We start from the raw sequence: 24,936 nt of genomic DNA on the forward strand, positions 1-24,936 counted from the left end.
GAGTTAGTCGGTTGGAAAATCCCCCCAGAATACAGACGAATGCAAACATCCAATGTGCAAAAAAAGCCCCTTCCCGAATTCGGAAAGAGGCTTTGAATAGATCCTACTAAAATGGAATACCTGGTGGATTAATTTATTCCCTTCAGGTATTTAAAGAATTCACTGTCCGTTGAGAGAAAGATAGACGTGTTGCCATCAAACGCGGTATCGTACGCTTCCATTGCCTTTATGAAGTCATAGAGTTCACGGGTTGATGTATCACGGTTATAGGCGTTATTGTAGATGGCAGCTGCCTCGGCATCACCCTGTCCGCGGATTTCACGTGCTTCACGAAACGCTTCAGATTGAATTTCCAAAAGCTCACGCTCTTTCTCACCCTCAATGCGCGAGGCTTCACCCTGACCTTCAGACCTAAACAAGTCAGCAATTTTATTTCGCTCACTAATCATTCGATCGTAAACGGTCAGCCGAACTTCTTCCACATAGTTAATGCGTTTAAAACGGAAATCGAGCACCTCAATGCCGAGATCTGTGGTGCGTTCATTGGCAAGTTCCAGCACAATTCCTTGTATGGCATCCCGGCCAACTTCAATGGTTTCAAGGGAGTCTTCAATAGCCTCGAAAATTTCAGCTTCAAGATCAGGCTCACGATTTGATGTTCGCACAAGTTCCACCAGATCGTGGGAGGCAACCGCATTTCGGGTCTCTCCATCAAGAATGTCATCCAGGCGGGATTGAGCACCTCGCTCATCCCGGAGCCGTCGGAAAAACTGCAGCGGATCTGTGATCTGCCAGCGTGCATAAGAATCCACAAAAATGAACTTCTTATCTTTTGTTGGCACTTGGTTTTGATCACCGTCCCATTCAAGGAACCGTTTATCAAACCGGTTTACTTTCTGTATAAATGGCACTTTCATCTTGAGGCCAGGCTCAGTAACGGCCTCACCCTGAGGGGCACCAAATTGTGTAATAATAACCTGTTCAGTTTCATCAACCGAATAAAAACTGCTGGAAAGAACAACGCCTGCAGCCACGAGAACAACGAGTAATATGATAAATTTTTTATCCATGGGTAGTGTGCCTACTGGTTATTGGAATTAGAATTTGAGGGCTGATTGGTTCGGTTTGCGCCTTCCATCTGCATCTGCAGCAGTGGCAGCACACCGGAGCCGTCCTGGTCGGTGATGACTTTATTGCTGAGTTTGGGCAGCAGCTCCTGCATTGTTTCATAATAAATGCGTCGTTTGGTTATATCGGGAGCCTTAACATACTCAGCGTGCAAATCAACAAATGCAGCAACTTCACCCGCTGCGGTATTGATCCGGTTTGTAGAGTAACCCTCTGCCTGCTGAATGGTTTGCTGGGCCTCACCGCGTGCTCTTGGAATGACACGGTTATAGTCAGATTCAGCTTGGTTGATGAGCGTTTCTCTCTGCTGCTGTGCTTCGTTTACTGCATTAAAGGAAGGTTTGACCGGGTTTGGCGGGTTGATATCCTGGAGCACAACCTGTTCGATATTTACGCCGGTTTCGTATTCAATATTCAGCTCCTGTAGGATCTCCTGAACGCGTGACGCTACCGACGCTCGCCCGGTTGTGAGAACTTCATTTACAGTTCGATTACCCACAACCTGCCGCATTGCCGCTTCAGACATGTCACGGAGCGTTTGGTCGGGGTTTCTTACTTTGAAAAGATAGTTGTACGGATCGGAGATACGGTACTGAACCACCCATTCTACATCACCAAGGTTCAGGTCGCCGGTGAGCATAAGCGATTCATCCTCGTAACCTGCTTTTTGATATTGGCTTTGAATGCCTGAAGATACAGTTCGGTAGCCAAATTCTTGTTTAAGCTGCCGCTCAATAGGTACGATGCGGACCACCTCAAGAAAAGGGATTTTGAAATTAAGTCCTGATTCTGCCGTGCGGGTGTACTTTCCAAATCGCTGTACAACGCCAACCTCTTCCGGGTCAACGGTATAAAAAGATGAAAAGAGAAGAACCGCTGCTACAACTCCAACAACGATAATTTTGATATTACCCAGTAGCGATTTAATCTGAGGTGGTATGTCTGTACCCTCGAAAGGGTTGTTAACGTCGGCCATAATGCTGATAGTTTTTTTAAATTATTTAACTGTGAGTAAACTCTTTAGAGGTCGGCAAGATGTTTACATCTGATGCGGTGATCAGACCCTGTTTGCTTGATTTGAAATTTGTGAAATTAAAAAGAGAGGTGACAACGTGCCGAATTCCATCAACAATTTACGGATAATTTAAGTGCATGTTGCGTTCTTATTTGATTCATTTCCGAACGTGAACGGGATATAAATTCGGTTTAGCAATGAATTTTTTAAGATATTCGACATGTAAAAATTCAACCTCAGATAATCGCTATGTACCGTCTAATAGTGCTTTTAGTAAGTTCTCTTTTCTTGTTTTCCTGTACTCAATCCTCGTCAGATAATTTGCCTGAAAAGCCTTTTTCAGGTTCAAATCCCTGGCCCGATATTCGGGCTGAACGCATTGAAACCTTACTTCCCGAAGCAATGGAGAGAGCCGGTGTTGAAGTCTGGGCTATTCTCTGCCGGTCGAATAATAACGATCCGCTTGCACGCCACGTTGGCTGCGAGAATGCAGTTGCACCTGCAGTATATCTGTTTGAAAGGGTTGATGGAGGTGTACAATCAACCGTGTTCACTCCGCCGGGAGAAGCAACTGCCTTACAGGAACTAGGGCTGCACGACACTATTGAGATTGTGGAGCGAACGGAAGACCCAATGGTTGTGGCCGCGGAGTACCTTAATCGATCGCTGAGCCGAAACGGGAGGCTCGCCTTAAATTTTAGCGATACGAATGAACTGGCGGATGGTATCAGTTATTCGCAGTACACTCGTCTGACTAACATGCTGATACAGCCTGTGATCAACCGGATTGTCTCGGCGGATGAGCTGGTGTATGAATGGCTGTCGGTCAAGCTTCCGGCAGAAGTTGATATTTTGCGGAAGGCGGCGGAATTGACGGCGCAATGGGAAGTTGAAGCGTACCAACAGGTGGTGCCAAATGAAAGTACCGACCGGGATATTGCAACTTTCCTAAAGCAGAAAATGGCCGAGGCCGGCGTGACAGATGCATGGTCTCCTGATCAAAATCCATTAGTTAATTCAGGTCCCGACCGCGGACATGCCCATTCCACTGATCGAGTGATCCGCCCCGGGGATGTAATACAAATTGATTTTGGAATCCGGGTTTATGATACATGGGTCTCAGACATTCAGCGATTTGCCTACGTTCTGGCACCCGGTCAGGCAGAAGCGCCTGAAGATATTCAGAGATATTGGGCAGTGGCACGCGAAGGAAGCAAACGGGCATATGAGGCGATGGAACCGGGTGTTGCCGGTCTCGAGGTAGACCGGGTACAGCGCAATTGGATGAATGAAAATGGATCCATGAATGTGCTCTGGAATACCGGGCACCCGGTAGGCTATGTGGCACACGATATCGGCCCAAGCCTGGGTGGGGCGCAGGACGGCCGCGACCCAAGCCCGGCAGCTTATAGAGAACTGCGAAGCGGCAATGTTTTTGCCTACGACGGGTTTTATAAATGGGAGATTGAGGGCGGCACAAAAACCATTTCCGTAGAAGAGATGGCGGTGATAACTGAAAACGGTGCGGAATATCTAACCGATCCGCAAGAAGAGCTGATTCTTATTACATCGGATTGATTTGTCACTGGTAGCCACTAATTTTTACTAAAGTAGAGCAAAAGTATTATGAGGTGAGAGTATAAAAGTCCCCTCTCGAGAGGGGATTTAGGGGTGTGTTCGTAATGGTGAAAAACGCTGATTATAACCCGAAAACAGCATTTATTTCAAGCTATCACTGGCGGTGCTTATTCGATAGTAAGACGAGAGCCTTTCATTGCCGGGGGCGTTTGAATCGATACTTACTTTTTATTGATAAGGCACTCATCAATTAAAAAGATCTCTTATCGCATCCTGAAGCTGTTCAACGCCGCTACCTGCTGCGGCTTCCAGCGATTCTCCCGCAACCTCTTTGGCTATCTGTTTAATGACGGCTTCAGCGGTTTGCTGCCCGCTTGCCCGTCCGAGATCGTTCAGCTCTATCCTTGAAATCTCAACACGGGCCGATCGTTCGCCGCCTACCTCCGTGTAGAGATCTGCCGTTCCGTTTTCGAGCACAAAATGCTCAATGATCAGTCGCGCATCAGATGCCTCTCCTTCCTCAACGGAATTCACATGGCTCATTATTTCCCTGATATTATTTTCGGGAAGCTTCTGCTCAACGTAGACCGAGGCGCCTGAAATGATTATTTCATTGACGATAATCTCATCGGAAAAAAGAGTGAATAACTCCAGTTCAATAGAGAAATCTTCAATCGTAACGGCATGATCCTGCGAATATCCATCGGGGTTAGCAATGCGAAACCCCTGAATAGTTCCGCTGCCGGAAAATGGAGAGATCGACACATTTTCGACGGTAACAGGTGTTCCGGTCATTTCAGAGCCTATCTGTTCTATATTTGACGATACGATTGAGTCGATTGTGAAGGTTAAGACGAGAAACCCGGCTCCGACAATGATCAGCAGACCTATCAGCGTATATTTGATTCCTTTCGGCATAAGTTTGTTTCCGTTTGTTATGGGTTAAATAAAATAAAGAATCCTAAGGCCTTAATGTTCCATGTACTTTATGCACTCAAGTGGATGTATAATAATCTCTTAGAGGGTGTTGTGCCAACCCGTAATCTCAGTTGAACAATTAGGGCGTGGTGAAATTAATCTGATTTTCTCCGCATCTCGTTCTATCTTGACCCGCCTTAACGGGTCAAATTGAGAAATTCGATGAGCCGACAGTTATATTCATTGCAACCGATTCCGTATATTACGGACTTATCAATGTTTGAATTTTAGAACGAACTCGTTCTGTATGAGTAAAAAATTTGACGAAGTAAAACAGCTTGCGTATCCAAAAGCGGAAGTTGAAATTTTAAACTGGTGGGCGGAACAAGAGATCTTCAAAAAGAGTCTTGAGTCGCGTGCAGATGGCATTCCTTTTACTTTTTATGAGGGACCTCCAACCGCAAACGGAAAACCGGGCATCCATCATGTGATGGCCCGTACGGTTAAAGACCTGTTTTGCAGGTACAAAACACTGAAAGGATTTCGTGTTAACCGTAAAGGCGGTTGGGATACCCACGGCCTGCCGGTTGAAATTGAGGTAGAAAAAGAGCTTGGCCTTGAAGGCCGCTCACAGGTTGAAGATTATGGCATGGCAGAATACAACGCCAAGTGCCGGGAAAGCGTGCTTAAGTACAAGCATCTTTGGGATGATCTGACCAACCGAATGGGCTACTGGGTAGATCTGGAAAACCCGTACGTCACATTTGAAAATGACTATATTGAGTCGGTCTGGTGGGCGTTCAAGCAGCTGTACGAGAAGAATTTAGTGTACAAAGGCTATAAAATTCAGTGGTATTCACCGGGCAGCGGTACGGTGCTGTCATCGCATGAAGTAAGCCTGGGTTATAAAGAAACGCAGGATCCGTCTATTTATGTAAAATTCCCGCTGGAGGCTGACGAAAATGTTTATTTCCTGGCGTGGACAACAACGCCCTGGACCATCATTTCAAATATGGCACTGGCCGTCAACCCCGATCTTGAGTATGTCAAAATAAAAGTAGAAGGCGAAGAGGGCGAGGAATTTCTGATTCTTGCAAAAGATTGTCTTGATGACGCAATAGACCAGGATTACGACATTGTAGAAAGCTACAAAGGCAGCGACCTGAAAGGCTGGGTTTACAAGCCTGTGTTTGATTACGCCCTGAAAGAGTTTTCCAAAGATGAAGCGTGGCGGGTTGTTGAAGCCGATTATGTAACAACTGAAGATGGTACGGGCGTGGTTCATACCGCCCCCGCATTCGGTGCCGATGACTACGCAACTGGCCAAAAGTGGGGTATCCCGATGTTTAACCCGGTTGATGAAGAGGGCCGGTTTACTGAGGTTGTTGATGACTATGCCGGCCAGTGGTTTAAAGATGCCGACAAAGAGATTAGCCGGGACATAAAAGAAAAAGGCCTGATGTATAAGCACGAGACCTTTCTTCATAATTACCCGTTTGACTGGCGCAAGGGAACTCCTTTGATGTCCTACCCCGTGGAATCCTGGTTTATCAGAACCACTGAGGTAAAGCAGAAGATGGTAGACTATAACAAAGAAATTAACTGGAAACCGGAAAGCACCGGTACCGGTCGTTTTGGTACATGGCTCGAAAATAATGTAGACTGGGCAGTTTCCCGTCAGCGTTATTGGGGTACGCCGCTTCCCATCTGGATGAGCGATAAAGATCCGGAGTACGTGGAGTGTATTGGCAGCGTGGAAGAATTGAAAAAGAAAGCCGGCCTGTCTGATGACACCGATATCGATCTCCATCGCCCCTATATAGATGATCTGACATGGAAAGCTCCCGATGGAGGTACAATGAGGCGAGTTCCCGACCTGATGGACGTGTGGTTCGATTCAGGCTCAATGCCTTGGGCGCAGTGGCACTATCCGTTTGAAAATAAAGAAAAATTTAAAGATAACTTTCCGGCGGATTTCATTGCCGAAGGAGTGGATCAGACACGCGGGTGGTTCTATACGCTTCACGCGCTGGGAACCATGCTGTTTGATAAACCGGCCTACAATAATGTAGTGTCTAACGGTCTTGTACTGGATGAGAACGGCGAGAAGATGAGCAAGTCGAAAGGCAATGCTGTTGAGCCGTTTGAGATGCTCCAGACATATGGCGCTGATACGGTTCGATGGTACATGATGAGTAATTCATCACCCTGGGAAAATCTGAAGTTCAGCGAGGACGGCCTGAAAGAAACCCAGCGCAAATTTTTCAACACCATTGTGAATACCTACTCGTTCTTCGCCATGTATGCGAATATTGACGGTTTCACGTATTCCGGATCGCCGCTACCCAAAACGGAACGGACCGAAATGGACCGGTGGATTATTTCGCGTCTTAACAGTACCATCAAGCGGGTAGACGAACATCTTGATGAGTATGAACCAACGAAAACCGCGCGTGATATCGAGCAGTTTGTGGAAGAACTTAGTAACTGGTATGTGCGCCGGAGCCGCAGACGATTCTGGAAAGAGGGCAAAAGTATCAACAAAACGGCCGCCTATCAAACACTGTACGAGTGTTTAGTGAGCCTTGCGAAAATAATTAGCCCTATTGCACCGTTTATGGGTGAATGGCTCTTTAGGCAGCTCAACCAGGTGACGGCAAAAGATGAGATTTCGGTTCACCTGTCGTTTTACCCAACGGTTGAAGAGACTGCAATAGACAAGCAGCTCGAGACCCGAATGGACGTAGCGCGTACGGTCAGCACCGTGGTGCTTCGAATGCGTAATCAAATAGATATAAACGTACGCCAGCCGCTATCTCGCATCATCATTCCGATGGATGAAGAGAATCGCGCTGTTGTAGAAGCGGTAAAAGATATTATTTTAGATGAGGTTAACGTTAAAGATATCCAGTTTGTCGACGATGATTCGGGTATTGTAGACAAATCTGCAAAACCGAATTTTCCAAAGCTGGGCAAGCGTCTCGGAAAAAAAATGAAGCCAGTTGCTGCAAAGATCAGAGATCTGACCAAGCAGCAAATAAATGATTTTGAATCAACCGGTTCAATCACGCTTACGCTTGATGACGGAACGGAGGTTGTAATTAGCAATGATGAGCTTGAAATTCAGCGGACAGGCCTGGAAGGCTGGACGGTGGAGACACAGGATGGCATTACGGTTGCACTTGATACAGAGATATCAGATGAACTGCTCAGGGAAGGTCTTACGCGGGAATTTATGAATCGCGTCCAAAATATGCGAAAAGAAGCGGATTACGATGTTACAGATCGAATTGTGATCGGGTATAATGGGTCAGAGCTTCTTGAAACGGCTATTAACGAACGGCTTGATACAATAAAAAAAGAAACACTCGCAGAAAAAATCTACGACGAGACACTCAAGGAACCCGACTTTATTAAATCGTGGGACATTGAGGGCGAAGACTGCGAGATTTCAATACAGAGAACGATAAATAACTAAGGATAAGGATTGTCACATGGCTTCTTCAAAAGATTCCAAGGCGGGTAAGCGTATATCACCCTACAATGACGAAGAGCTCGAATATTTTAAGCAGATCATCATTAAAAAGCGTGATGAAGCTGAAAAAGAGCTAAATGCCCTGCAAACGTCATTACGAGAAAGTATGGAAAATTCATCGGATGAATCTGCATACTCTTTTCATATGGCCGACGCCGGAACGGATGCCCAGGAGCGTGAAAAAACATACATGCTCTTTAACAGAACGAAAAAATTTATTCGTTACCTGGACGATGCTCTCGTCCGTATCGAGAATAAAACGTATGGCGTATGCAAGGTAACAGGCAAAAAAATTGCCAAAGGCCGACTGGAAGCTGTTCCTCATACCCAGTTAAGTATCGATGCGAAATTAAAACGCAGATAAACAAACGATTTGTCGCTAAGAAAAAAGAAATTACTGGTCCTGTTTTTGCCGGTTGTTGTTGTGCTGGTCATAGATCAGATTACGAAACAGCTGGTTCGAACCACGCCTGAATTACATCGTGTTGATGTAATTGATGGTTGGCTTGCGTTTAATTTTACCAAAAACCCCGGCATGGCCATGGGGATGGACTGGCTCTCTACGCCAATGATTAGCATTGTTGCCATCATTGCCACAATTGCTATTGTTACTTATATCCTATTCACCATCAAAGATGCCAATTTATCCTACCTTTTTTGCATGGGGCTCATTCTCGGAGGTGCGCTAGGCAATATTGCCGACCGTATATTTATGGCAATAGTTGGCGGATATGGCGGCGTTCTGGATGGCCATGTGGTTGATTTTATTCATTTCAATCTCAGAATTGGTGATACTCCGGTCTTCCCCTACATTTTCAATGTTGCCGATATTGCGATAACTACTTCTATCATCGCCATGCTTCTCTTTCACAAAAAGATTATGCCTGATAGTGATAAAGAGCAGGAGACCCGGGAAAGTGGAGAGAATGAAGTTTCACAACCACTGCAAGATCAGGGATATCCGGAATCATCTCAATCTCAAGTCAATTCTGACGAAGCAGTAGATACTCAGCCTTTAAAAGGTGATATACCTCCCAATCAATAAGGAGGCGCGTTCTGTTTCTGGAGATGATGTTTGTGCACTAATACTGATATCTGGCTGATTTGCTTTGCAATAAATTTTGACCTGTCGGATTACCACGCTTTCCTTTACCATATAGCCTGATTCACTCTTTCCAGCTGGCAGTTGAATGGACTTTCAAATTGATTGGTATCACAAATAAAATGGTTAACGAAAAAGGCGTAATTGCGGCCGGACATCCTGAGACGGTGAAGTCGGCAGAACTTATACTGAAAAAGGGAGGCAATGCGTTCGATGCAGTTATTGCGGCACAATTTACTGCATTCGTAACAGAACCGGTGCTAACATCGCTTGGCGGCGGCGGATTTATGATGGCACAAACCACGGGTAGTAAACCAACCCTCTATGATTTCTTTGTGCAGACGCCTGGCCAAAAGAAAAATCCGGATGATCTTAAATTTCACCCGATTTCTGCTGATTTCGGTGAAGTTCAGCAGGAGTATCACATCGGACCTGGATCAGCAGCAATTCCGGGAATGGTAAAAGGACTTTTTGAAGTCCATAACGACTTGTGCTCGCTGCCCATGAAGGTGCTCGTAGAACGTGCCGTTGAATTGGCTCGGAACGGGGTAATAATGAATTCATTTCAATCCGGGGTATTTGATATTATTCGCCCCATTTACCGTACTTCTGAAGGAGCTAACCGTATTTTTAAGAGCCTTGAGCAGGAAGGTGATTTGATACGAGAGGGAGAACGATTGAAGCAGCCTGAACTCGCTGATACAATTGAGGACCTTGCCCGGTACGGCGCAGCATACTTTTATAAAGGAGAAATAGCAACGATCATTTCAGAGATCTGTAGTGAGCAGGGCGGTCATCTAACCGCTGCAGATCTGAAAAGATATAGTGTGGTCAAGCGAAGACCGGCCCGGTTTATGTATCGCGGGCATGAGGTATTCATCAATCCTCCGCCCGCATCCGGAGGAATACTCATTGCGTTTGCCTTAAAACTGCTGGAGTCGGTTGTGAAAAAAATCCCCGTACGCGGTTCGTTAGAATACATCGATCTCCTTGCTCAAATTCAGCATATGACCAACAAGGCGAGAATGGACGCTTTTCTGGATGATCCGTCTTCTGATCCGGTCGGCTATTTATTGGATCCTGAATATCTGGACCAGTATAAAAAGATGGTTCGAGACAGGGCGGCTTTTTACAGAGGTACAACACAGATTAGCATAGCCGATGGTGAGGGTAACCTTGCGAGCCTGACATCAAGTAACGGCGAAGGCAGCGGTGTTATGATTCCAGGTACAGGTATTATGCTAAATAACATGCTGGGAGAGCAGGACCTTAATCCCGGCGGTTTTCATCAGTGGACACCCGATCAGCGTGTGTCGTCAATGATGGCGCCGGGGATTCTAAACATGCCTGATGGCACGAATGTCGTTTTTGGATCCGGTGGATCAAACCGTATTCGAACGGCCATCCTGCAGTTTCTAATAAATCTCGTTGACTACGAAATGGCATTAGATGAATCTGTAAACGCTCCGAGGCTGCATTTTGAATCAGGTCAGCTTAATGCAGAAAAAGGGTTTAACCTTGAGCATTTTCAGGCGCTTGAGCAGCAGTATACAAATCAAAAAATATGGAAAAAGAAAGCCCTCTTTTTTGGCGGAGTCCATGCGGTAAGCATTGGCCCGAAGGGATTTTCCGGCGCAGGTGACGTCAGGCGTGGTGGAGTGTCGGTAATTTGTTGAATTTATTTTAAAAGGTGATTAAAGTTTAATCAAAGGCGGTTTAATTACCTGATACTTTAATCTGCAATCCGTTTTATTCGTCTTGAAGAAGTTCTTGCTTCATTTCCTTATATGCCCGGGTATGATGAACTCCAATTTGAGACTCCCTCAAATCAAAACCAAATGCACGCTTGCTCACTGCAATAATGGGAGGTGCTTGTATTCGCTTAAAATAATTGATTTTAAATAGCTTCCAGATGCGCTCCAGGTCATCAATAAAGCCGAGGTGGGTGTTAAATACCTCGGAGATTAATTCTTCGTCAATGCCCAGTTCTTCAGCCAAAACGCCGCTTTTGTACCAGGAAAGAATATCCTCCGGATCACGCCTCCATTCGATAAAGGCACGTAGAATTGCATCGTGATAAGGATAAACAAACGGATCGCCTTCTCCTTCTTCAATATCCTGGCTGTCGCTCAGTTCAGCGGATGCCTTTATCTCGAATAGCTTATCCGGGAATACGGGCTCATCCTCAACGGAATTAATATAGCGGCAAAGATCGTAAACCTGCGTTTTATAGAGATCCGCAATTGGGGCAAGTGCTCCGTTGATGTCACCGTATAGTGTCGCATATCCTGTAGCTGTCTCGCTTTTGTTGCCGTTGTTTACAAATACGGCATCGAGCGCAGCTGCAATTCCGGCCAGAACCCTGCTTCCCCGATCCCGCGCCTGGATGTTTTCCCTCACTACGTCACTCAATTCAAGTTCCGTTGTTGCTCCGGACCCGTCCAAACGTTCGAAAGATGTATTTCCAAGCTGCTCTGTTGTGTTTTCAAAAGACTTTTGAATAGGAACAATGGCATAGTTTAGTTTCAGCGTTTCGGCCATCTGACGGGCTAGTCCTTTTGTAAGATCTGAGTTATACTGCGACGGCATGTTCACCGCGTATACATGTTCCGGCCCAAGTGCCCTGCTGAGAAGGTATGCGCTCAGGGATGAGTCTATACCCCCGCTAACGCCAATGACAACTTTCCCTGCATTTATTAGCTCAAAAAACTTCCGGATGCCGTATACCAACCCGCTCAGCAACTCATCATTATCAATTTCATTTGATAAAACCGGTTTCTTTTGGGTCTCTTCCTTATCGTGAGCCAGGTTAAATTTCAGAATGTCATCCTCGTACGGCTGAGCAACATCTCTCAGTGATCCATCACTGTTATAGATCGTTGTGCTGCCGTCAAAGAGGAACAGATTTTTCCCATTATTCTGAATGCCTGTATTATTCACATAAATAAATGGAGCCGGATGATCCTCAAGCCTCTGTTTTACCACACGGTGACGTTTATCATTCTTTCTCCAGGTCCAGGGTGAGCAGGATATGTTGATGATAAACTCAGCTCCATTAGCCAGAAGTATTTCAATGGGATTAACAGAGTAGTCATCACTCCACATGTCTTCGCAAAGCGTGATGCCGATCTTTCTTTTTTCTCCGCGTATATTAGTTTCAAGAGGTTGTAGAAAGTTCTTCAGATCTACCTTTTCGTCCTGAGCTTCTTTTAGGGCGGGGTAGAAATGCCGATCATCATCAAATTCCCGGTAGTCGGGGTGAAGGGTTTTGTGAAACCGGCCGGTTACCTTTCTGTTTTGAGCTGTAAATGCTGTATTAAATTTTTTGATCCGGCCATCCTCACTAACGCTGTTTTCATCCAGGTCTACGTTTCCCCAGACTACCAGGATATCATCCGAAGCCGCAGTAATCTGCTCATTATAGCCGTAGCAGTCTTTAACAAATGCACTGTTTTCCCATTCATCGCCAATGATATAGCCTGGTATTGCCATCTCCGGGAAAATGATAATATCGTCACCGGCCGCTTTTGCTTCATCTATTCTTTGAAGCATTTTTTTAACATTAACATCAGGATGGCCGGGTGAGACCTCCATCTGGCAAGCTGAAATGTTTATGTCCATGTGATGTTACATTATTAGGCCGGGTGAGAAGAGGCTTACAAAATGGCAAGGGATTATTCGAGCATCAGCCGTTTTAAAAAACCCTCTTTAGTCTGGGGCTTATCCAGCTTCTCTTCGGGATGCTCGGTGTCGATATGATCAAGGGGGATAGGCACTTCTTCAACCATTTCCAATCCGAAGCTATTCAATCCAATGCGCTTCACAGGATTGTTTGTGAGAAGACGAAGCTTTCTAATACCGAGGCTGTGCAGGATTTGAGCTCCCACTCCATAGTCTCGTGAATCCATTTTAGCTCCAAGTTTCGCTTTGATCTCTTTCTTGCTGAGCCCCTCTTCCTGCAAGCGCATAGCGGTAATCTGGTCAACAATGCTGTATTCGTTACTCATCTGATCCATGTAGAGCACCACGCCGCGATCGGATTTATCAACAAGGCGCAGGCTTTGCTGAAGGATTGCAGTCTTGTCGCTTCGTTTGCTGCCAAAAATATCGGCAAGCGGATTGGCTGAGTGGACTCTCACAAGCACCGGATCATCTTCACTCCACTCGCCTTTGGCAAATGCAAGATGGTGTTCTCCCGTGAGTTTTTCTTCAAACACATGAAGCATAAAATCACCGTAGATGGTGGGCATATCTACGCTCATAATATTTTTTACGAGTGATTCGTGCTTCATCCTGTAAGCGATCAGGTCTTTGATGGTCACCAGCTTCATATCGAACTTTCTCGAAAGTTCAATCAGCTCGGGGAGACGTGCCATCTCGCCGTCGTCATGCATAATTTCGCAGATAATTCCTGCAGGCTGACAGTCGGCCAGTCGGGCAAAATCGATAGCCGCTTCGGTATGGCCGGCACGCCGAAGAACACCGCCATCCACACCAATTAAAGGGAAGATATGTCCCGGCCGCCGAAAATCCCGGGGGTCCGCATCCGGATTAATCAGTTCTTTAATTGTATTGGCACGGTCCGGCGCGGAGATACCAGTGGTGGTGAGCTCTTTGTGGTCTACAGAAATGGTAAATGCAGCCTCATCAGGATCTGCACCTTCGGTAACCATATAATCAAGTTCGAGCTCATGGGCGCGATCTTTTGTGATGGGTACACATACCAGGCCCCGCCCGTGTTTTACCATGATGTTGACTGCATCGGGTGACACCTTTTCGGCCGCCATAAGGAAGTCACCTTCATTTTCACGGTCTTCATCATCCACAACGATGATCATCTTACCGTTACGGATATCCTCTATTGCGTCTGGAATGGAGTGAAATGGGGGCTGTGCCATGGTCTCTTAGCTAAATGAACAAAAAACTACCCTAAGTAAGAAACTTAATTCTTGCCGGGATTTACATCAGTAATTGATCCTTTTTGGAACCGGGCTTTTACACCGCTGTCAATCTCCAGTAAAACAGTCTCTTCGTCGATAGTGTTCACCGTGCCGATCAATCCGCCGCCGGTTACAACTTTATCGCCTTTTTTCATCTCTTCAACTTTCTTCTGAATCTCTTTTTGCCGCTTGCTCTGAGGACGGATAATGAAGAAATAGAATACAAAGAAGAGGGCGCCCAGAAAGAGCAGGTTGATCAGGGCTCCGTCATCGCCGCCGGGAGATCCCATCATGAAAAACACGTTTAGAAATGTCATAAAATAAAATTTAAATTAATTGAATTATCAGCTTTCAAAGATAGGACAATTTTAAGCGGACTACAACGTCGGCTCGCTCATTCTACGCGTGCGGCGATATGGGATTGAACGGGTTTGTTTGATCACACCGACGGGAAATTTGCTCGGTGTTAGTACACTACATTCAATCAATCGTAAAATGTTGTCTGGCTATCTGCGTGATCTTTCAGCAGATCTGCAGGCTTGAAACGGTCGCCCAGCTCTGTTTGCAGAATCTGCATTCGTTCAACAATTGCATCCGCCCCTTCGCGGTCGATATACCGGAACGGACCGCCGAGAAACGGCGGAAAGCCGAGGCCAAGAATGGCACCGAGATCACCGTCGGCCGGGTTCTTCAGAATGTCATCTGCAAGGCAGTGTACCGCCTCGTTAACCATCACAAGAGAGAGACGCTGCTGTATTTCGATCTCCTTAAATTTCTTGCGCTTCTGTCCGCCGAAGTACTGATAAATCTCCTGGTTTACATCCTTCTTTTTGTCATCCTCGTAGGTATAAAACCCTTTCTTGTTCTTGCGCCCTTTATAACCATGTTCTTCAAGTTCGTCGGCTTTCTTGCTGGTTTTGGCTCCGCGGGCTTCAAACGTGTCGCTGAGGACGCCTGCTACGTGGGCACCCACATCAATGCCGACCTCATCTAAAAGAGCCACGGGACCGACCGGGAACCCGAACTGTTTCATAGCTTTGTCGAGCTGTTCAACAGAGACACCTTCTTCAAGCATCAGGAGAGCTTCGTTGATGAAAGGCGCAAGAATGCGGGTAGTGTAGAAACCGGGTCCGTCGTTAACAACGATCACCGTTTTGCCCTGGCGAAGTCCTACATCGTATGCTGTTGCAACTACCCAGTCTGACGTTTTATCTGTTTTTATGATCTCCATCAGCGGCATTTTTTGAACCGGCGAGAAATAGTGCATGCCCAGGATGAGTTCGGGCCGGTCAGCTTTAGCGCCTATGTCACTGATTGGAAGGGATGAAGTGTTAGATGCAAAAATTGTTTCATCAGAGCTGTTGGATTCAACCTCCTTGACAATCGATTGTTTCAGATCCAAATCTTCAAACACCGCTTCAATCACAAGGCCGATCTGATCAAAGTTTTTGTAGCTTGTGGTAGGATGAATCCGGCTCATCTGCTCATCTTTCTCAAACGAGCTTATGATCTTTTTATCTACTTTCTGCTGGAGATCATCGTCGATTCCCGCCTCACCTTTGACAGCCTGTTCCATTGTTTGATCCTTGAGCCATACGTGAAAACCATCTTCGATACTCACCTGGGCAATGCCGGCCCCCATCAAACCGGCTCCAAGCACGCCGATCTTGTTAATATCCTTTTTCTTATCCTCGAGAGGGTTTTTCTTCGCCTCGTTCATCGCAAAGAATAGCTGAACCAAAGCACGGGATTCCGGCGTGACGGCAAGCTCACCAAACAATTTCGATTCATGGCGGATCCCTTTCTCAAACCCGTGTTTATACCCATACTCAACTGAATCTATAATTTTGAAGGGTGCGGGATAGTTGCCCTTGGTTTTTCCCTGCGTTTTTTTTCGTGCCTGTGAGAAAATGATTTTCCGGGTCAGGGGATTGCCCTCGAGTAATTTTTCAGCCATCGAACGCTTGTCGGGATGGCTGACGGATGTTTCAGACAACTTATGTACAGCGTTCATACCGGCATCTTTAAGAGCATGACGGTGAACCACTTCATCAGCAAAGCCGGTTCGGCGCGCCTGACGCGAATACATGTTTTTGCCAGTGAGAAGATAGGGCAGGGCTTTTTGTATTCCGATGAGTCGCGGCAGGCGCTGCGTTCCTCCCATGCCGGGCAAAAGTCCCAGTTTTACTTCCGGGAGACCGATTTTTGTATCGGAATGATCGGAGACGATTCTGTAGTGACAGGCAAGTGCAAGCTCGGTGCCACCTCCCATACACGACCCGTGAATACCGACGACAATTGGTTTTGAAAAGTTTTCGACCCTAAGCAAAATCTCATGGCCTGTTCGGCTCAGGTCGGCAAGTTCGTCGGCCGTATCGCGAGATTTAAACATCTCAATATCTGCTCCGGCGATAAAATTATTCTCTTTTCCGCTGAGCAGTACAGCGCCCGTTACATCGTTATTTGATTCAAGATCATCAAGAAGTGCAGAAAACTCATCGATGAGCTGTTCATTCAGCTTGTTTACCTTTTCACCGGGCGCATCAAGCGTAATGATTGCAACATCATCGATGATTTCTTTATGGAGAATCGATTTTTTCTTAGCCATGGGTTTGGGTGTTTAAATTTTGTATAAAATCACTTCTCAATGAGGAATTTATGTCTGTACCGGACGCTGACAGAAACGTCGCTTCGCTCTGTATGCTGTCAGGTCCTCTCATATCTCATATCTCATATCTCACATCTGAATCCTCACTCCTCAAATCTTTCAATAACCATTGCATGGCCTTGACCGCCGGCGGCGCAGGCTGCAATCAGCGCATACTTTCCGCCGGAATCAATCAGGCGGTCGGCAGCTGTTGTAACCAGCCGGACACCGGTAGCACCAAACGGGTGGCCGATCGAAAGCGATCCACCCCAGCTGTTGAGCGCATCATACGGAACCTTGCCAACAGCTTTCTTTCGGCTGAGGCGTTCCTTTGCAAAGTCATCGCTTGCAAGGGCTTTCAGTACGGTCAGCATCTGCCCGGCAAACGCCTCATGAAATTCGAATACATCGATATCATCCAGTCTGAGATTCATATCATCCAGAACACGGGGAACTGCCAGCGCAGGGCCAATCAGCAATTCATCGCCGGGACGCTTAGCCACATAGCTGTAGGATCGTAAAATAGCTTTTGGCTGGTAACTGTGTTTAAGTGCGTATTCACGATTCATAACCAGACCGGCCGATGCACCGTCAGTGAGGAAAGAAGCATTTCCAGCGGTTACCGTTCCGTGCGGTTTAATGAAAGCCGGGTTAAGTGATGCCAGCTTCTCAGGGGTCGTGTCACCGCGAATGCCGTTATCTTTATCAATAACTAAATCTCCATTCTTCAGCGAGACTGGAAAAATTTCATCGGTAAGATGCTCTTTAGCTTGATCGGCTTTCAGGTGTGAACGCAGCGCGTAGGCATCCTGCTCTTCGCGAGAAATATCGTACTTGGCGGCCATCTTATCGCAGCTCTGGCCCATTGTTTCACCGGTGGAAAATTCAGAAATAGACGGAATTTCCGGAAGCAGATCGGACGGTCTCAGATTTTTGAAAAACTTCAGGTAGTCGGTGGGAGACTTATACTTCTGAGTTTCAAGGAGTTTCTGGCGGAATTTTTTGCGGAAGCGAATGGGAATATCACTCATCACTTCTGTGCCGCCTACAATGGCCGCCCGGGCATTACCAGTCTCGATACTGTCCTTCGCCATAGTAACAGCCATGTTGGAGGAGATGCACGCCATGGAGACCGTAGTCGCCGGAATAGAATCCGGAAGTCCTGCAGCAAGTGAGCTCTCCCTTGCAACATTACTGGTGTTAATATCCTGTATCACATTACCCAAGTAGACACGGTCAATATGCTCGCCATCAAGTTTGGTTTTGTTGATAAGCCCCGCAATGGCACGGCGACCGAGATCGTAAGCGGTTAATTTTTTGAAATCGGTTCCGGCACGTAAAAATGGTGTGCGGCCGCCATCAATAAAAACGACGTCATTTGTTTTAGATTTGTCTGATTTGGCCATTTCTTTCCTTTGATTTATTGAATTGCATGGCTGAGATAACAGTCACAAGTATCGTAAACAGATTTACATAATGCCTCGTTTACATCGAAAGATGAAAAGCATTGCGCCACATATATCTGGCCAGTGGAGGTCAGAAAATTAAATGATCTGCAGATCAACTTAACGCTGTTAACCAATTGATATATAACAATTATTCAGATAGAGTGAAAGGAATAAAAGAGGGCTTACAAAACTGTGTTTTTGCAAAGCCCACCAAAGCAGTGATGGACAGAAAATATTGGAAAAGAAGAATTCATATCTGCCTGAAAAAGACCACTACGCTTGTTTAGCCAGCTCGTCGAGTGATTCGTCCATTGCCACGATGGTTTTATCTAACATGTCGTATGTGAGAGATTTCGACAAAAACCAGCTTTCGAACGGAGATGGTGGCAGATAAATTCCACGTTTCAGCAACTGATGATAGAGCTGACTGAAAAATTTCTGGTCCGTTGTATTGGCAGTTTCAAAGTTCGTAACAACTTTATCGGTAAAAAAGATACTCAGCATCGATCCCACCTGGTGCATGTGATAATCGATATCGTGTTTTTTCAGAACTTCGGCCAGTCCTTTTTTCAGATATTCCGTTTTCTCCTCAAGCTCAACATAGTACTCCGGATGTCTGTCGAGCATACCCAGAAGTGCTTTACCGGCGCTCATCGCAAGCGGATTTCCCGACAGCGTTCCGGCTTGGTAGACCGGGCCATCAGGAGCAACCATATCCATAATTTCCTGTTTTCCGCCGTAGGCACCAACCGGGAGTCCGCCGCCGATAATTTTTCCAAAGGTGACAAGATCAGCCCACACATTGAACCGTTCCTGGGCCCCGCCCCTTGACAGACGGAAGCCCGTCATCACTTCATCAAAAATCAGGACGATATCATGCTCATCACACAGCTCGCGCAATCCTTCAAGAAATCCCGGGTTGGGCGGGATGCAGCCCATGTTTCCTGCAACGGGTTCAAGGATGATGGCAGCGACATTGCCTTCATTTTCTTTTACCAGTTTTTCTACACTTTCAATGTCATTATAGTCAGCATTCAGCGTATCTTTTGCCGTGCCTTTTGTCACGCCGGGGCTGCTGGGTTTGCCGAGTGTTAATGCGCCGCTTCCGGCTTTAATCAGGAAGGAATCGGCATGGCCGTGATAGTTGCCCTCAAACTTAATAATTTTGTCTTTGCCGGTATAGCCGCGAGCCACACGAACGGCGCTCATGCATGCCTCCGTGCCTGAATTCACCATGCGTACTTTATCTACATTGGGAACCATCTGCTGGACAAGCTCAGCCATCTCAATTTCAGCTACTGTTGGAGCACCGAATGATGTGGAGTTAAACGATGCATCCTGCACGGCTTTCACAACGGGGGGGTAGGCGTGCCCAAGAATCATCGGCCCCCAGGATCCTACATAATCAATGTAGGTGTTGCCATCTTCGTCTGTGATAATGGAGCCTTTAGCTTTCTTGAAAAAAACCGGAACACCTCCGACAGATTTAAACGCCCTGGCAGGAGAGTTTACACCACCTGGAATGAATTTTCTGGCTCTCTCGTAAAGGTATTCGCTTTTTAATAGCATAAAGGAGATAGTATTGAGTCGTGAGTGTTGAGTCGTGAGTTGTGAGTAGAGAATTAAATTCTCAAGACTCACGACTCAGGACTATATTCTAATGTGTTAATCCGTCATATTTCTGAGCGCTTCAATACGCTGCTCAAGCGGCGGGTGAGTCATAAAAAGTGATTTGAACCCTTTCTTTTTACCACTTGTGATACCAAACGCCTGCATAGAATCAGGGAGCTGATTAGGAACCTCAGTCTCTTTTTGCAATCGTTGAAGCGCTGCAATCATTCCATTGCGAGTCCCGAAACGCGCGCCGGCTTCATCAGCACGGAATTCCCGGCGTCGTGAGAACCAGAAAACAATTGTAGAGGCAAGAATAGCAAGAACTATTTCTGCCGCAATCGTAGTGATGAAATAGCCGATACCAAGGCCCTCTTCGTTTTTCAAAATCACGCGGTCTACCGCAAACCCGATTACTCGCGCAAGGAACATCACGAACGTGTTAACCACGCCTTGGATAAGCGCAAGGGTAATCATATCGCCATTGGCCACGTGACCGACTTCATGGCCCAGCACCGCCTTAATCTCTTCGCGGTCGAATCGCTGCAGCATACCTTCGCTTATAGCAACCAGGGCTTTATTTCGGTTAGCTCCGGTAGCAAATGCATTTGCCTGCTGAGCGGGGAAAATGCCCACGTCCGGCATGCCAATTCCTGCATCACGCGCCTGCTCTTCGATGGTTCGTACCAGCCAGCGTTCCTGCTCATTCCGCGGCTCCTCGATGATCTGGACGTTAGTGGTCCATTTGGCAATTTTTTTCGATAAAAGAAGTGAAATGCCTGAACCCAGCATACCAAATACAAAACAGAAAATCAGCAGAGCCTGAAGATCCAGGTTGGTTCCTGTTTCATCCAGGTAAGACCCAACTCCCAACAGGGAGAGAGTGATACTTGCTACCACGATAATAGCAAGGTTAGTGGCTAAAAATAGAATGACTCTTTTCATGTGTTACTTTCGTTGAAACTGTTTATTTGATGATGTCTGAATTGCCATTCAGGTACAAGCCGGACACCAAATTTAATAATTTATCAATCACAATAATCGTGCCGCGTCTTTTGCAAAGTATGTTGCGATGAGATCAGCACCTGCACGTTTAAACGCAATCAGTGCCTCCATCATTGCGTGCTCTTCGTTCAGCCATCCTTTTTCAGCGGCCGCTTTTATCATCGAGTATTCGCCTGACACATTATATACAGACACCGGCACATGTACCGACTCTTTCACAGCCCGGAGAACATCGAGATAGGGAATGCCAGGTTTCACCATGATAATGTCGGCGCCCTCTTGTTCATCAGATATGGCTTCTTTTATGGCTTCAAGGCTGTTTGCGGGATTCATCTGGTAGGTTTTTTTATCCCCAAATCCCGGGGTGGAATCCAGTGCATCTCTGAACGGCCCATAGTAACTTGAAGCATATTTTGCGCTATACGCCATGATTCCGGTGTTTACAAATCCCATCTCTTCAAGCGCGTCCCGCATCATCAGAATCCGGCCATCCATCATGTCTGATGGGGCCACAAAATCAGCCCCGGCCTCGGCATGGCTTACCGCCATTTTGGCAAGCAGGTCGGCACTTTCGTCATTTAAAATCTGTCCGCCCTCTACAATACCGTCATGCCCGAAGCTGCTGTACGGGTCCATGGCTACATCGGTCATCACCACCAGTTCCGGGCACTCTTTTTTGATGGCGCGAACGGCTTTTTGCATCAGCCCGTCGGCATTTAGAGCTTCAGTGCCTTCGTTATCTTTCTTCTCATCCGGTACTTTCGCAAACAGCAGCACTGATGGAATTCCCAGGTCTTCAATCTCGCGCACTTCATCGATCAGCAAATCAAGCGTAAACCGGTAATAATCCGGCATAGAGGCGATCTCTTCTTTCTTACCGGTGCCCTCCATCACAAAAAGCGGGACGATGAAATCACTGACTGATAAATGATTTTCTTCAACCATCCGCCTGATGTTGCCGTTGGCACGCAGGCGTCGAGGACGGGAATATGGAAATTGTGAGTGACTCATGAGTTGTGACTATATCTTAAAAAAAGGTTTCTGAAGGTATAACTCAAAACCTCTGATAAGCCAAGAGGTTTGAATCAAATAGTCTTGAAGTTACCGCGTCAATATGAATTCAGAATGTAGTGTCTTGTTAACGGTGGAGTTATTTCTTACTTAACATTTATTGTTCTTCGTGATCCTTATGTGTCATCGTGTCCTCGTGGCAAAATATCAAAGACTCAATTTTTTTTACGAATCATAGTTTGTCACTTAGTCAAAGATTTTAACAATTCCACTGAGGCTGTTAGTAAGGTGTTAAGGTTATTCAAAATTATGTAAATAAATGCATGTTTATATTATTCAACGCTTTCAATCATCTCTTCACGAATCGCCTCAAATTCGTCGCCCGCTTCCCATTCCATCATCGTGTCGCGATTGATGACATCATAGGCTGTTCGGAAAATTAGATGCGTATCGGCCGTCATGCCATTCATATCCCAGTAATCATTAATTTCGTCTGATACGGAATGGTAGTTCGCAGCAGTTACGCTGTCTACGATAGCATTGTAATTGTCCGGCTTGTCGATGAACGCCCGACCCGGATTTGGGTAGATGGCCGGTATTCCAACTCTGGCAAAGGAGAAATGATCGGACCGGTAAAAGAAACCTTGCTGGGGCTGGGGGTCAGGTTCGATAGTTCGGCCCGCTGCCTGTGCGTGCTCATGAAATATGTCCGTTAATGTGTTGCGCCCATACCCCACGAGCACCATATCCGATGTTTCTCCAAAGATTTGCATGCTGTCCAGGTTAAAGTTTGCCGATACTTTTCCGGGCTGAACCGTTGGGTTTTGTGACCAGTAACGAGATCCAAGCAATCCCATCTCCTCGGCGCCCACAAACATAAAATGGACGGTTCGCCGAAGACTGTCACGGACCATATTAAGTGCGTCTGCCGTTTCAAGTACCGCCGCCACTCCCGAAGCGTTATCCCACGCGCCATTGTTGATGGAGTCGCCGTTTACCGGCGTGGTAATCCCGAGGTGATCGTAGTGGGTGGAAAAAATGACGTGCTGATCGCTTAGTTCAGGATCACTGCCCTCAATTTTACCAATCACGTTGCGCGAGCTCATGTCGCTATAGGTTGCGGAAAGATCAACGCCAAGGGTGACCCCTTCAAGGGAAACCGGCGTAAAGTCCGGGCTGTTGGCTGCGTTTAGCATCTCATCAAGAGCCATCCCGGCAGCTGAAAAAAGACGTTCGCTGCTTTCCTGCGTGAACCAGCCATTAAACTCAGGCTGCTGTGTTCCTCCGTCACCCCCGCTTTTCAAAGCAAACCGTTCACGTCCCCAGCTGTTGGATACCACATCCCAGGGGTAACCTGCTGTTGGTGTGGTGTGAATAATGATCGCCCCCAGTGCACCCATCTCTGCAGCTTTCTCAAATTTATAGCTCCAGCGGCCGTAATAAAGCCTTGAATCCCCTTCAAAAATTTCAGGGTCGTGAGACGGATCACTGTTTTTAAAGACCAGCACTTTTCCTTCCACATCCGCATCTTTATAGTCGTTCCAGCCAAATTCCGGCGCCTGAATGCCGTAGCCAACATACAGAAGGTCGGCATTCTGAATTTGGACCTGTTCTGCTTCGTTGCTCGGCCACGCCATAAAATCAGCGGTATACTCAAGTTCCTCACCCTGCTGCCTATTTGTGTTGATGGTGATGGATGCCGATTCTCCATCAACACGCTGACCCAACAGCGGAAATTCCTGGATATATGTCCCATCGGGCATACCCGGCTCGATGCCCATTCTTTGTAGGTGATCCACAAGATAATTGACGGTTAGATCTTCTCCGCGCGAGGCAGGAGCGCGGCCTTCAAATTCATCCGATGAAATTTCCTCGATGTGTGAGAGCAGGGATTCCCCGGTAATGCCGGATTCAGCCATTTCAGGCGTGATTGATCCGCTGCAGCCGGCAAAAGCGATAAAAAGGGTAGCTAATAAAATTGATGCTAAACGAGTCATAAACATTGGATTGGTTTGAATGGGTTGAAGTAAATATAGGATCTTTTATTGAGAGGATTAAGCAGGAATCACCGGAGATAGTCAGCCTGAATGAGTTCCTAACTCCATCCGCACAATTCACCTATCTTTTAATATATTGTGGTTTACTCTGTTTTTAAAAGCATTCCATATGGCCAGCTATTTCGACGACAAAACAATTCTGATTACCGGCGCTGCAAGTGGTATCGGGCGGCGATTTGCGGAGACAGTTGCATCAAGAGGTGTACGCAAACTTGTATTGTGGGACCGTAATCCTGATGTGCTTGATGAGGTTGCTGCCGGAATCGGGGATAAGTGTCAGGTTATAACACACGGAGTTGATGTTTCCTCTATAGAATCTGTGACAACTCACGCAGAGAAGCTAAAATCTGAGGGCGTTGTACCTGATCTAATTTTAAGCTGCGCCGGAATTGTAGTCGGCAAGATGTTCCACGAGCATAGTGCAGAAGAAATTCAGCGTACGCTCGACATCAACACTACCGGGAGCATGTGGGTGGTCCATGCTTTTCTCGAGGAGATGATAGAGCGTGGCAGCGGGCATATTGTGAATTTGGCATCGGCGTCAGGTTATATCGGGAATCCCCGGATGAGTGTATATGCTGCAAGCAAATGGGCCGTTATTGGATGGTCGGAATCTCTCCGGCTTGAAATGGGCAAGCTGAATACAGGCATAAGCATCACATCTGTTGTCCCAAGTTACATCAAAACGGGGATGTTTGAAGGTGTAAAAGCCCCGTTTCTGGTGCCGCTGCTCGAAACGGATCAGATAGTGGAGCTGATGATAAAGGGTATCAGCAAGAAAAAAAGTAAAATTCAGGCTCCGTTTATGGTTCGGTTTGTGCCTTTTATTAAGTCATTGCTGCCGGAAAGGGCGTTTGATTGGGTGGCGGGCAATGTGCTTGGTGTGTATCGGTCAATGGAGTCGTTTGAAGGAAGAGAAAGAGATAAAGAAAAGGAGTGAT

Annotated in this window: 18 protein-coding genes; 6 read left to right on the forward strand and 12 right to left on the reverse strand. The window is 46.6% G+C overall.

The features are described 5' to 3' along the window. Nucleotides 1-128: 128 nt before the first annotated feature. Together hflC and hflK are read right to left on the reverse strand one after the other, a co-directional pair. On the reverse strand, nucleotides 129-1,070 hold the full coding sequence (hflC, locus tag AABW11_RS10825) for a protease modulator HflC (protein WP_340105107.1): 942 nt from the start codon (nucleotides 1,068-1,070) through the stop codon (nucleotides 129-131). An 11-nt stretch (nucleotides 1,071-1,081) separates the two neighbouring features. After that, complete coding sequence (hflK, locus tag AABW11_RS10830; RefSeq protein WP_340105108.1) at nucleotides 1,082-2,104, reverse strand: FtsH protease activity modulator HflK; 1,023 nt, start codon at nucleotides 2,102-2,104, stop codon at nucleotides 1,082-1,084. Between the two features lie 288 nt (nucleotides 2,105-2,392). Here hflK and AABW11_RS10835 point away from each other — a divergent pair, with 288 nt between their 5' ends. Next, on the forward strand, nucleotides 2,393-3,721 hold the full coding sequence (locus tag AABW11_RS10835) for a M24 family metallopeptidase (RefSeq protein WP_340105109.1): 1,329 nt from the start codon (nucleotides 2,393-2,395) through the stop codon (nucleotides 3,719-3,721). A 246-nt stretch (nucleotides 3,722-3,967) separates the two neighbouring features. Here the strand turns inward: AABW11_RS10835 and AABW11_RS10840 are convergent, their stop codons facing one another. Next, nucleotides 3,968-4,639 carry a DUF748 domain-containing protein gene (locus tag AABW11_RS10840; RefSeq protein ID WP_340105110.1) on the reverse strand — a complete coding sequence of 224 codons (672 nt, stop codon included), beginning with the start codon at nucleotides 4,637-4,639 and terminating at the stop codon, nucleotides 3,968-3,970. A 307-nt stretch (nucleotides 4,640-4,946) separates the two neighbouring features. Here AABW11_RS10840 and ileS point away from each other — a divergent pair, with 307 nt between their 5' ends. The 4 genes from ileS (at nucleotide 4,947) to ggt (ending at nucleotide 10,952) form a co-directional block, all read left to right on the forward strand. After that, nucleotides 4,947-8,117: an isoleucine--tRNA ligase gene (gene ileS / locus AABW11_RS10845; protein ID WP_340105111.1), complete on the forward strand. Its 3,171-nt coding sequence runs from the start codon at nucleotides 4,947-4,949 to the stop codon at nucleotides 8,115-8,117. 16 nt (nucleotides 8,118-8,133) lie between these two features. Beyond that, nucleotides 8,134-8,538 carry a TraR/DksA family transcriptional regulator gene (locus tag AABW11_RS10850; RefSeq protein WP_340105112.1) on the forward strand — a complete coding sequence of 135 codons (405 nt, stop codon included), beginning with the start codon at nucleotides 8,134-8,136 and terminating at the stop codon, nucleotides 8,536-8,538. Nucleotides 8,539-8,547: 9 nt separating this feature from the next. Then, entirely contained in the window at nucleotides 8,548-9,219 is a 672-nt protein-coding gene (locus AABW11_RS10855; protein WP_340105113.1) for a signal peptidase II, read from the forward strand. A 179-nt stretch (nucleotides 9,220-9,398) separates the two neighbouring features. After that, nucleotides 9,399-10,952 (forward strand): gamma-glutamyltransferase, encoded by a 1,554-nt coding sequence (gene ggt, locus AABW11_RS10860; RefSeq protein ID WP_340105114.1) that lies wholly within the window; start codon nucleotides 9,399-9,401, stop codon nucleotides 10,950-10,952. A 73-nt stretch (nucleotides 10,953-11,025) separates the two neighbouring features. Here the strand turns inward: ggt and nadE are convergent, their stop codons facing one another. From nadE to AABW11_RS10905, 9 genes are all read right to left on the reverse strand, one after another. Then, the gene (gene nadE / locus AABW11_RS10865; protein ID WP_340105115.1) at nucleotides 11,026-12,897 is read right to left on the reverse strand and encodes an NAD(+) synthase; all 1,872 of its coding nucleotides are present in this window, start codon (nucleotides 12,895-12,897) and stop codon (nucleotides 11,026-11,028) included. A gap of 53 nt (nucleotides 12,898-12,950) precedes the next feature. Further along, nucleotides 12,951-14,174, reverse strand: coding sequence for a 3,4-dihydroxy-2-butanone-4-phosphate synthase (gene ribB, locus AABW11_RS10870; protein WP_340105116.1), 1,224 nt, complete (start codon nucleotides 14,172-14,174; stop codon nucleotides 12,951-12,953). A 44-nt stretch (nucleotides 14,175-14,218) separates the two neighbouring features. Then, the gene (gene yajC, locus AABW11_RS10875) at nucleotides 14,219-14,533 is read right to left on the reverse strand and encodes a preprotein translocase subunit YajC (RefSeq protein ID WP_340105117.1); all 315 of its coding nucleotides are present in this window, start codon (nucleotides 14,531-14,533) and stop codon (nucleotides 14,219-14,221) included. A gap of 167 nt (nucleotides 14,534-14,700) precedes the next feature. Continuing rightward, nucleotides 14,701-16,824, reverse strand: coding sequence for a fatty acid oxidation complex subunit alpha FadJ (gene fadJ, locus AABW11_RS10880; protein ID WP_340105118.1), 2,124 nt, complete (start codon nucleotides 16,822-16,824; stop codon nucleotides 14,701-14,703). 143 nt (nucleotides 16,825-16,967) lie between these two features. Then, the gene (locus AABW11_RS10885; protein WP_340105119.1) at nucleotides 16,968-18,269 is read right to left on the reverse strand and encodes a thiolase family protein; all 1,302 of its coding nucleotides are present in this window, start codon (nucleotides 18,267-18,269) and stop codon (nucleotides 16,968-16,970) included. A 315-nt stretch (nucleotides 18,270-18,584) separates the two neighbouring features. Further along, nucleotides 18,585-19,880, reverse strand: coding sequence for a glutamate-1-semialdehyde 2,1-aminomutase (hemL, locus tag AABW11_RS10890; protein WP_340105120.1), 1,296 nt, complete (start codon nucleotides 19,878-19,880; stop codon nucleotides 18,585-18,587). A gap of 96 nt (nucleotides 19,881-19,976) precedes the next feature. Further along, nucleotides 19,977-20,867: a protease HtpX gene (htpX, locus tag AABW11_RS10895; RefSeq protein WP_340105121.1), complete on the reverse strand. Its 891-nt coding sequence runs from the start codon at nucleotides 20,865-20,867 to the stop codon at nucleotides 19,977-19,979. Between the two features lie 87 nt (nucleotides 20,868-20,954). Beyond that, nucleotides 20,955-21,938 (reverse strand): porphobilinogen synthase, encoded by a 984-nt coding sequence (hemB, locus tag AABW11_RS10900; RefSeq protein ID WP_340105122.1) that lies wholly within the window; start codon nucleotides 21,936-21,938, stop codon nucleotides 20,955-20,957. Between the two features lie 332 nt (nucleotides 21,939-22,270). Then, nucleotides 22,271-23,935, reverse strand: coding sequence for a M28 family peptidase (locus tag AABW11_RS10905; protein ID WP_340105123.1), 1,665 nt, complete (start codon nucleotides 23,933-23,935; stop codon nucleotides 22,271-22,273). A 169-nt stretch (nucleotides 23,936-24,104) separates the two neighbouring features. Between AABW11_RS10905 and AABW11_RS10910 the strand changes: the two genes are divergently transcribed. Then, nucleotides 24,105-24,935 carry an SDR family NAD(P)-dependent oxidoreductase gene (locus AABW11_RS10910; protein WP_340105124.1) on the forward strand — a complete coding sequence of 277 codons (831 nt, stop codon included), beginning with the start codon at nucleotides 24,105-24,107 and terminating at the stop codon, nucleotides 24,933-24,935. The last annotated feature ends 1 nt before the right edge of the window (nucleotide 24,936 follow it).

The organism is Rhodohalobacter sp. 8-1, assembly GCF_038150125.1.
In the GTDB taxonomy this organism is placed as follows: Bacteria; Bacteroidota; Rhodothermia; order Balneolales; family Balneolaceae; genus SW132.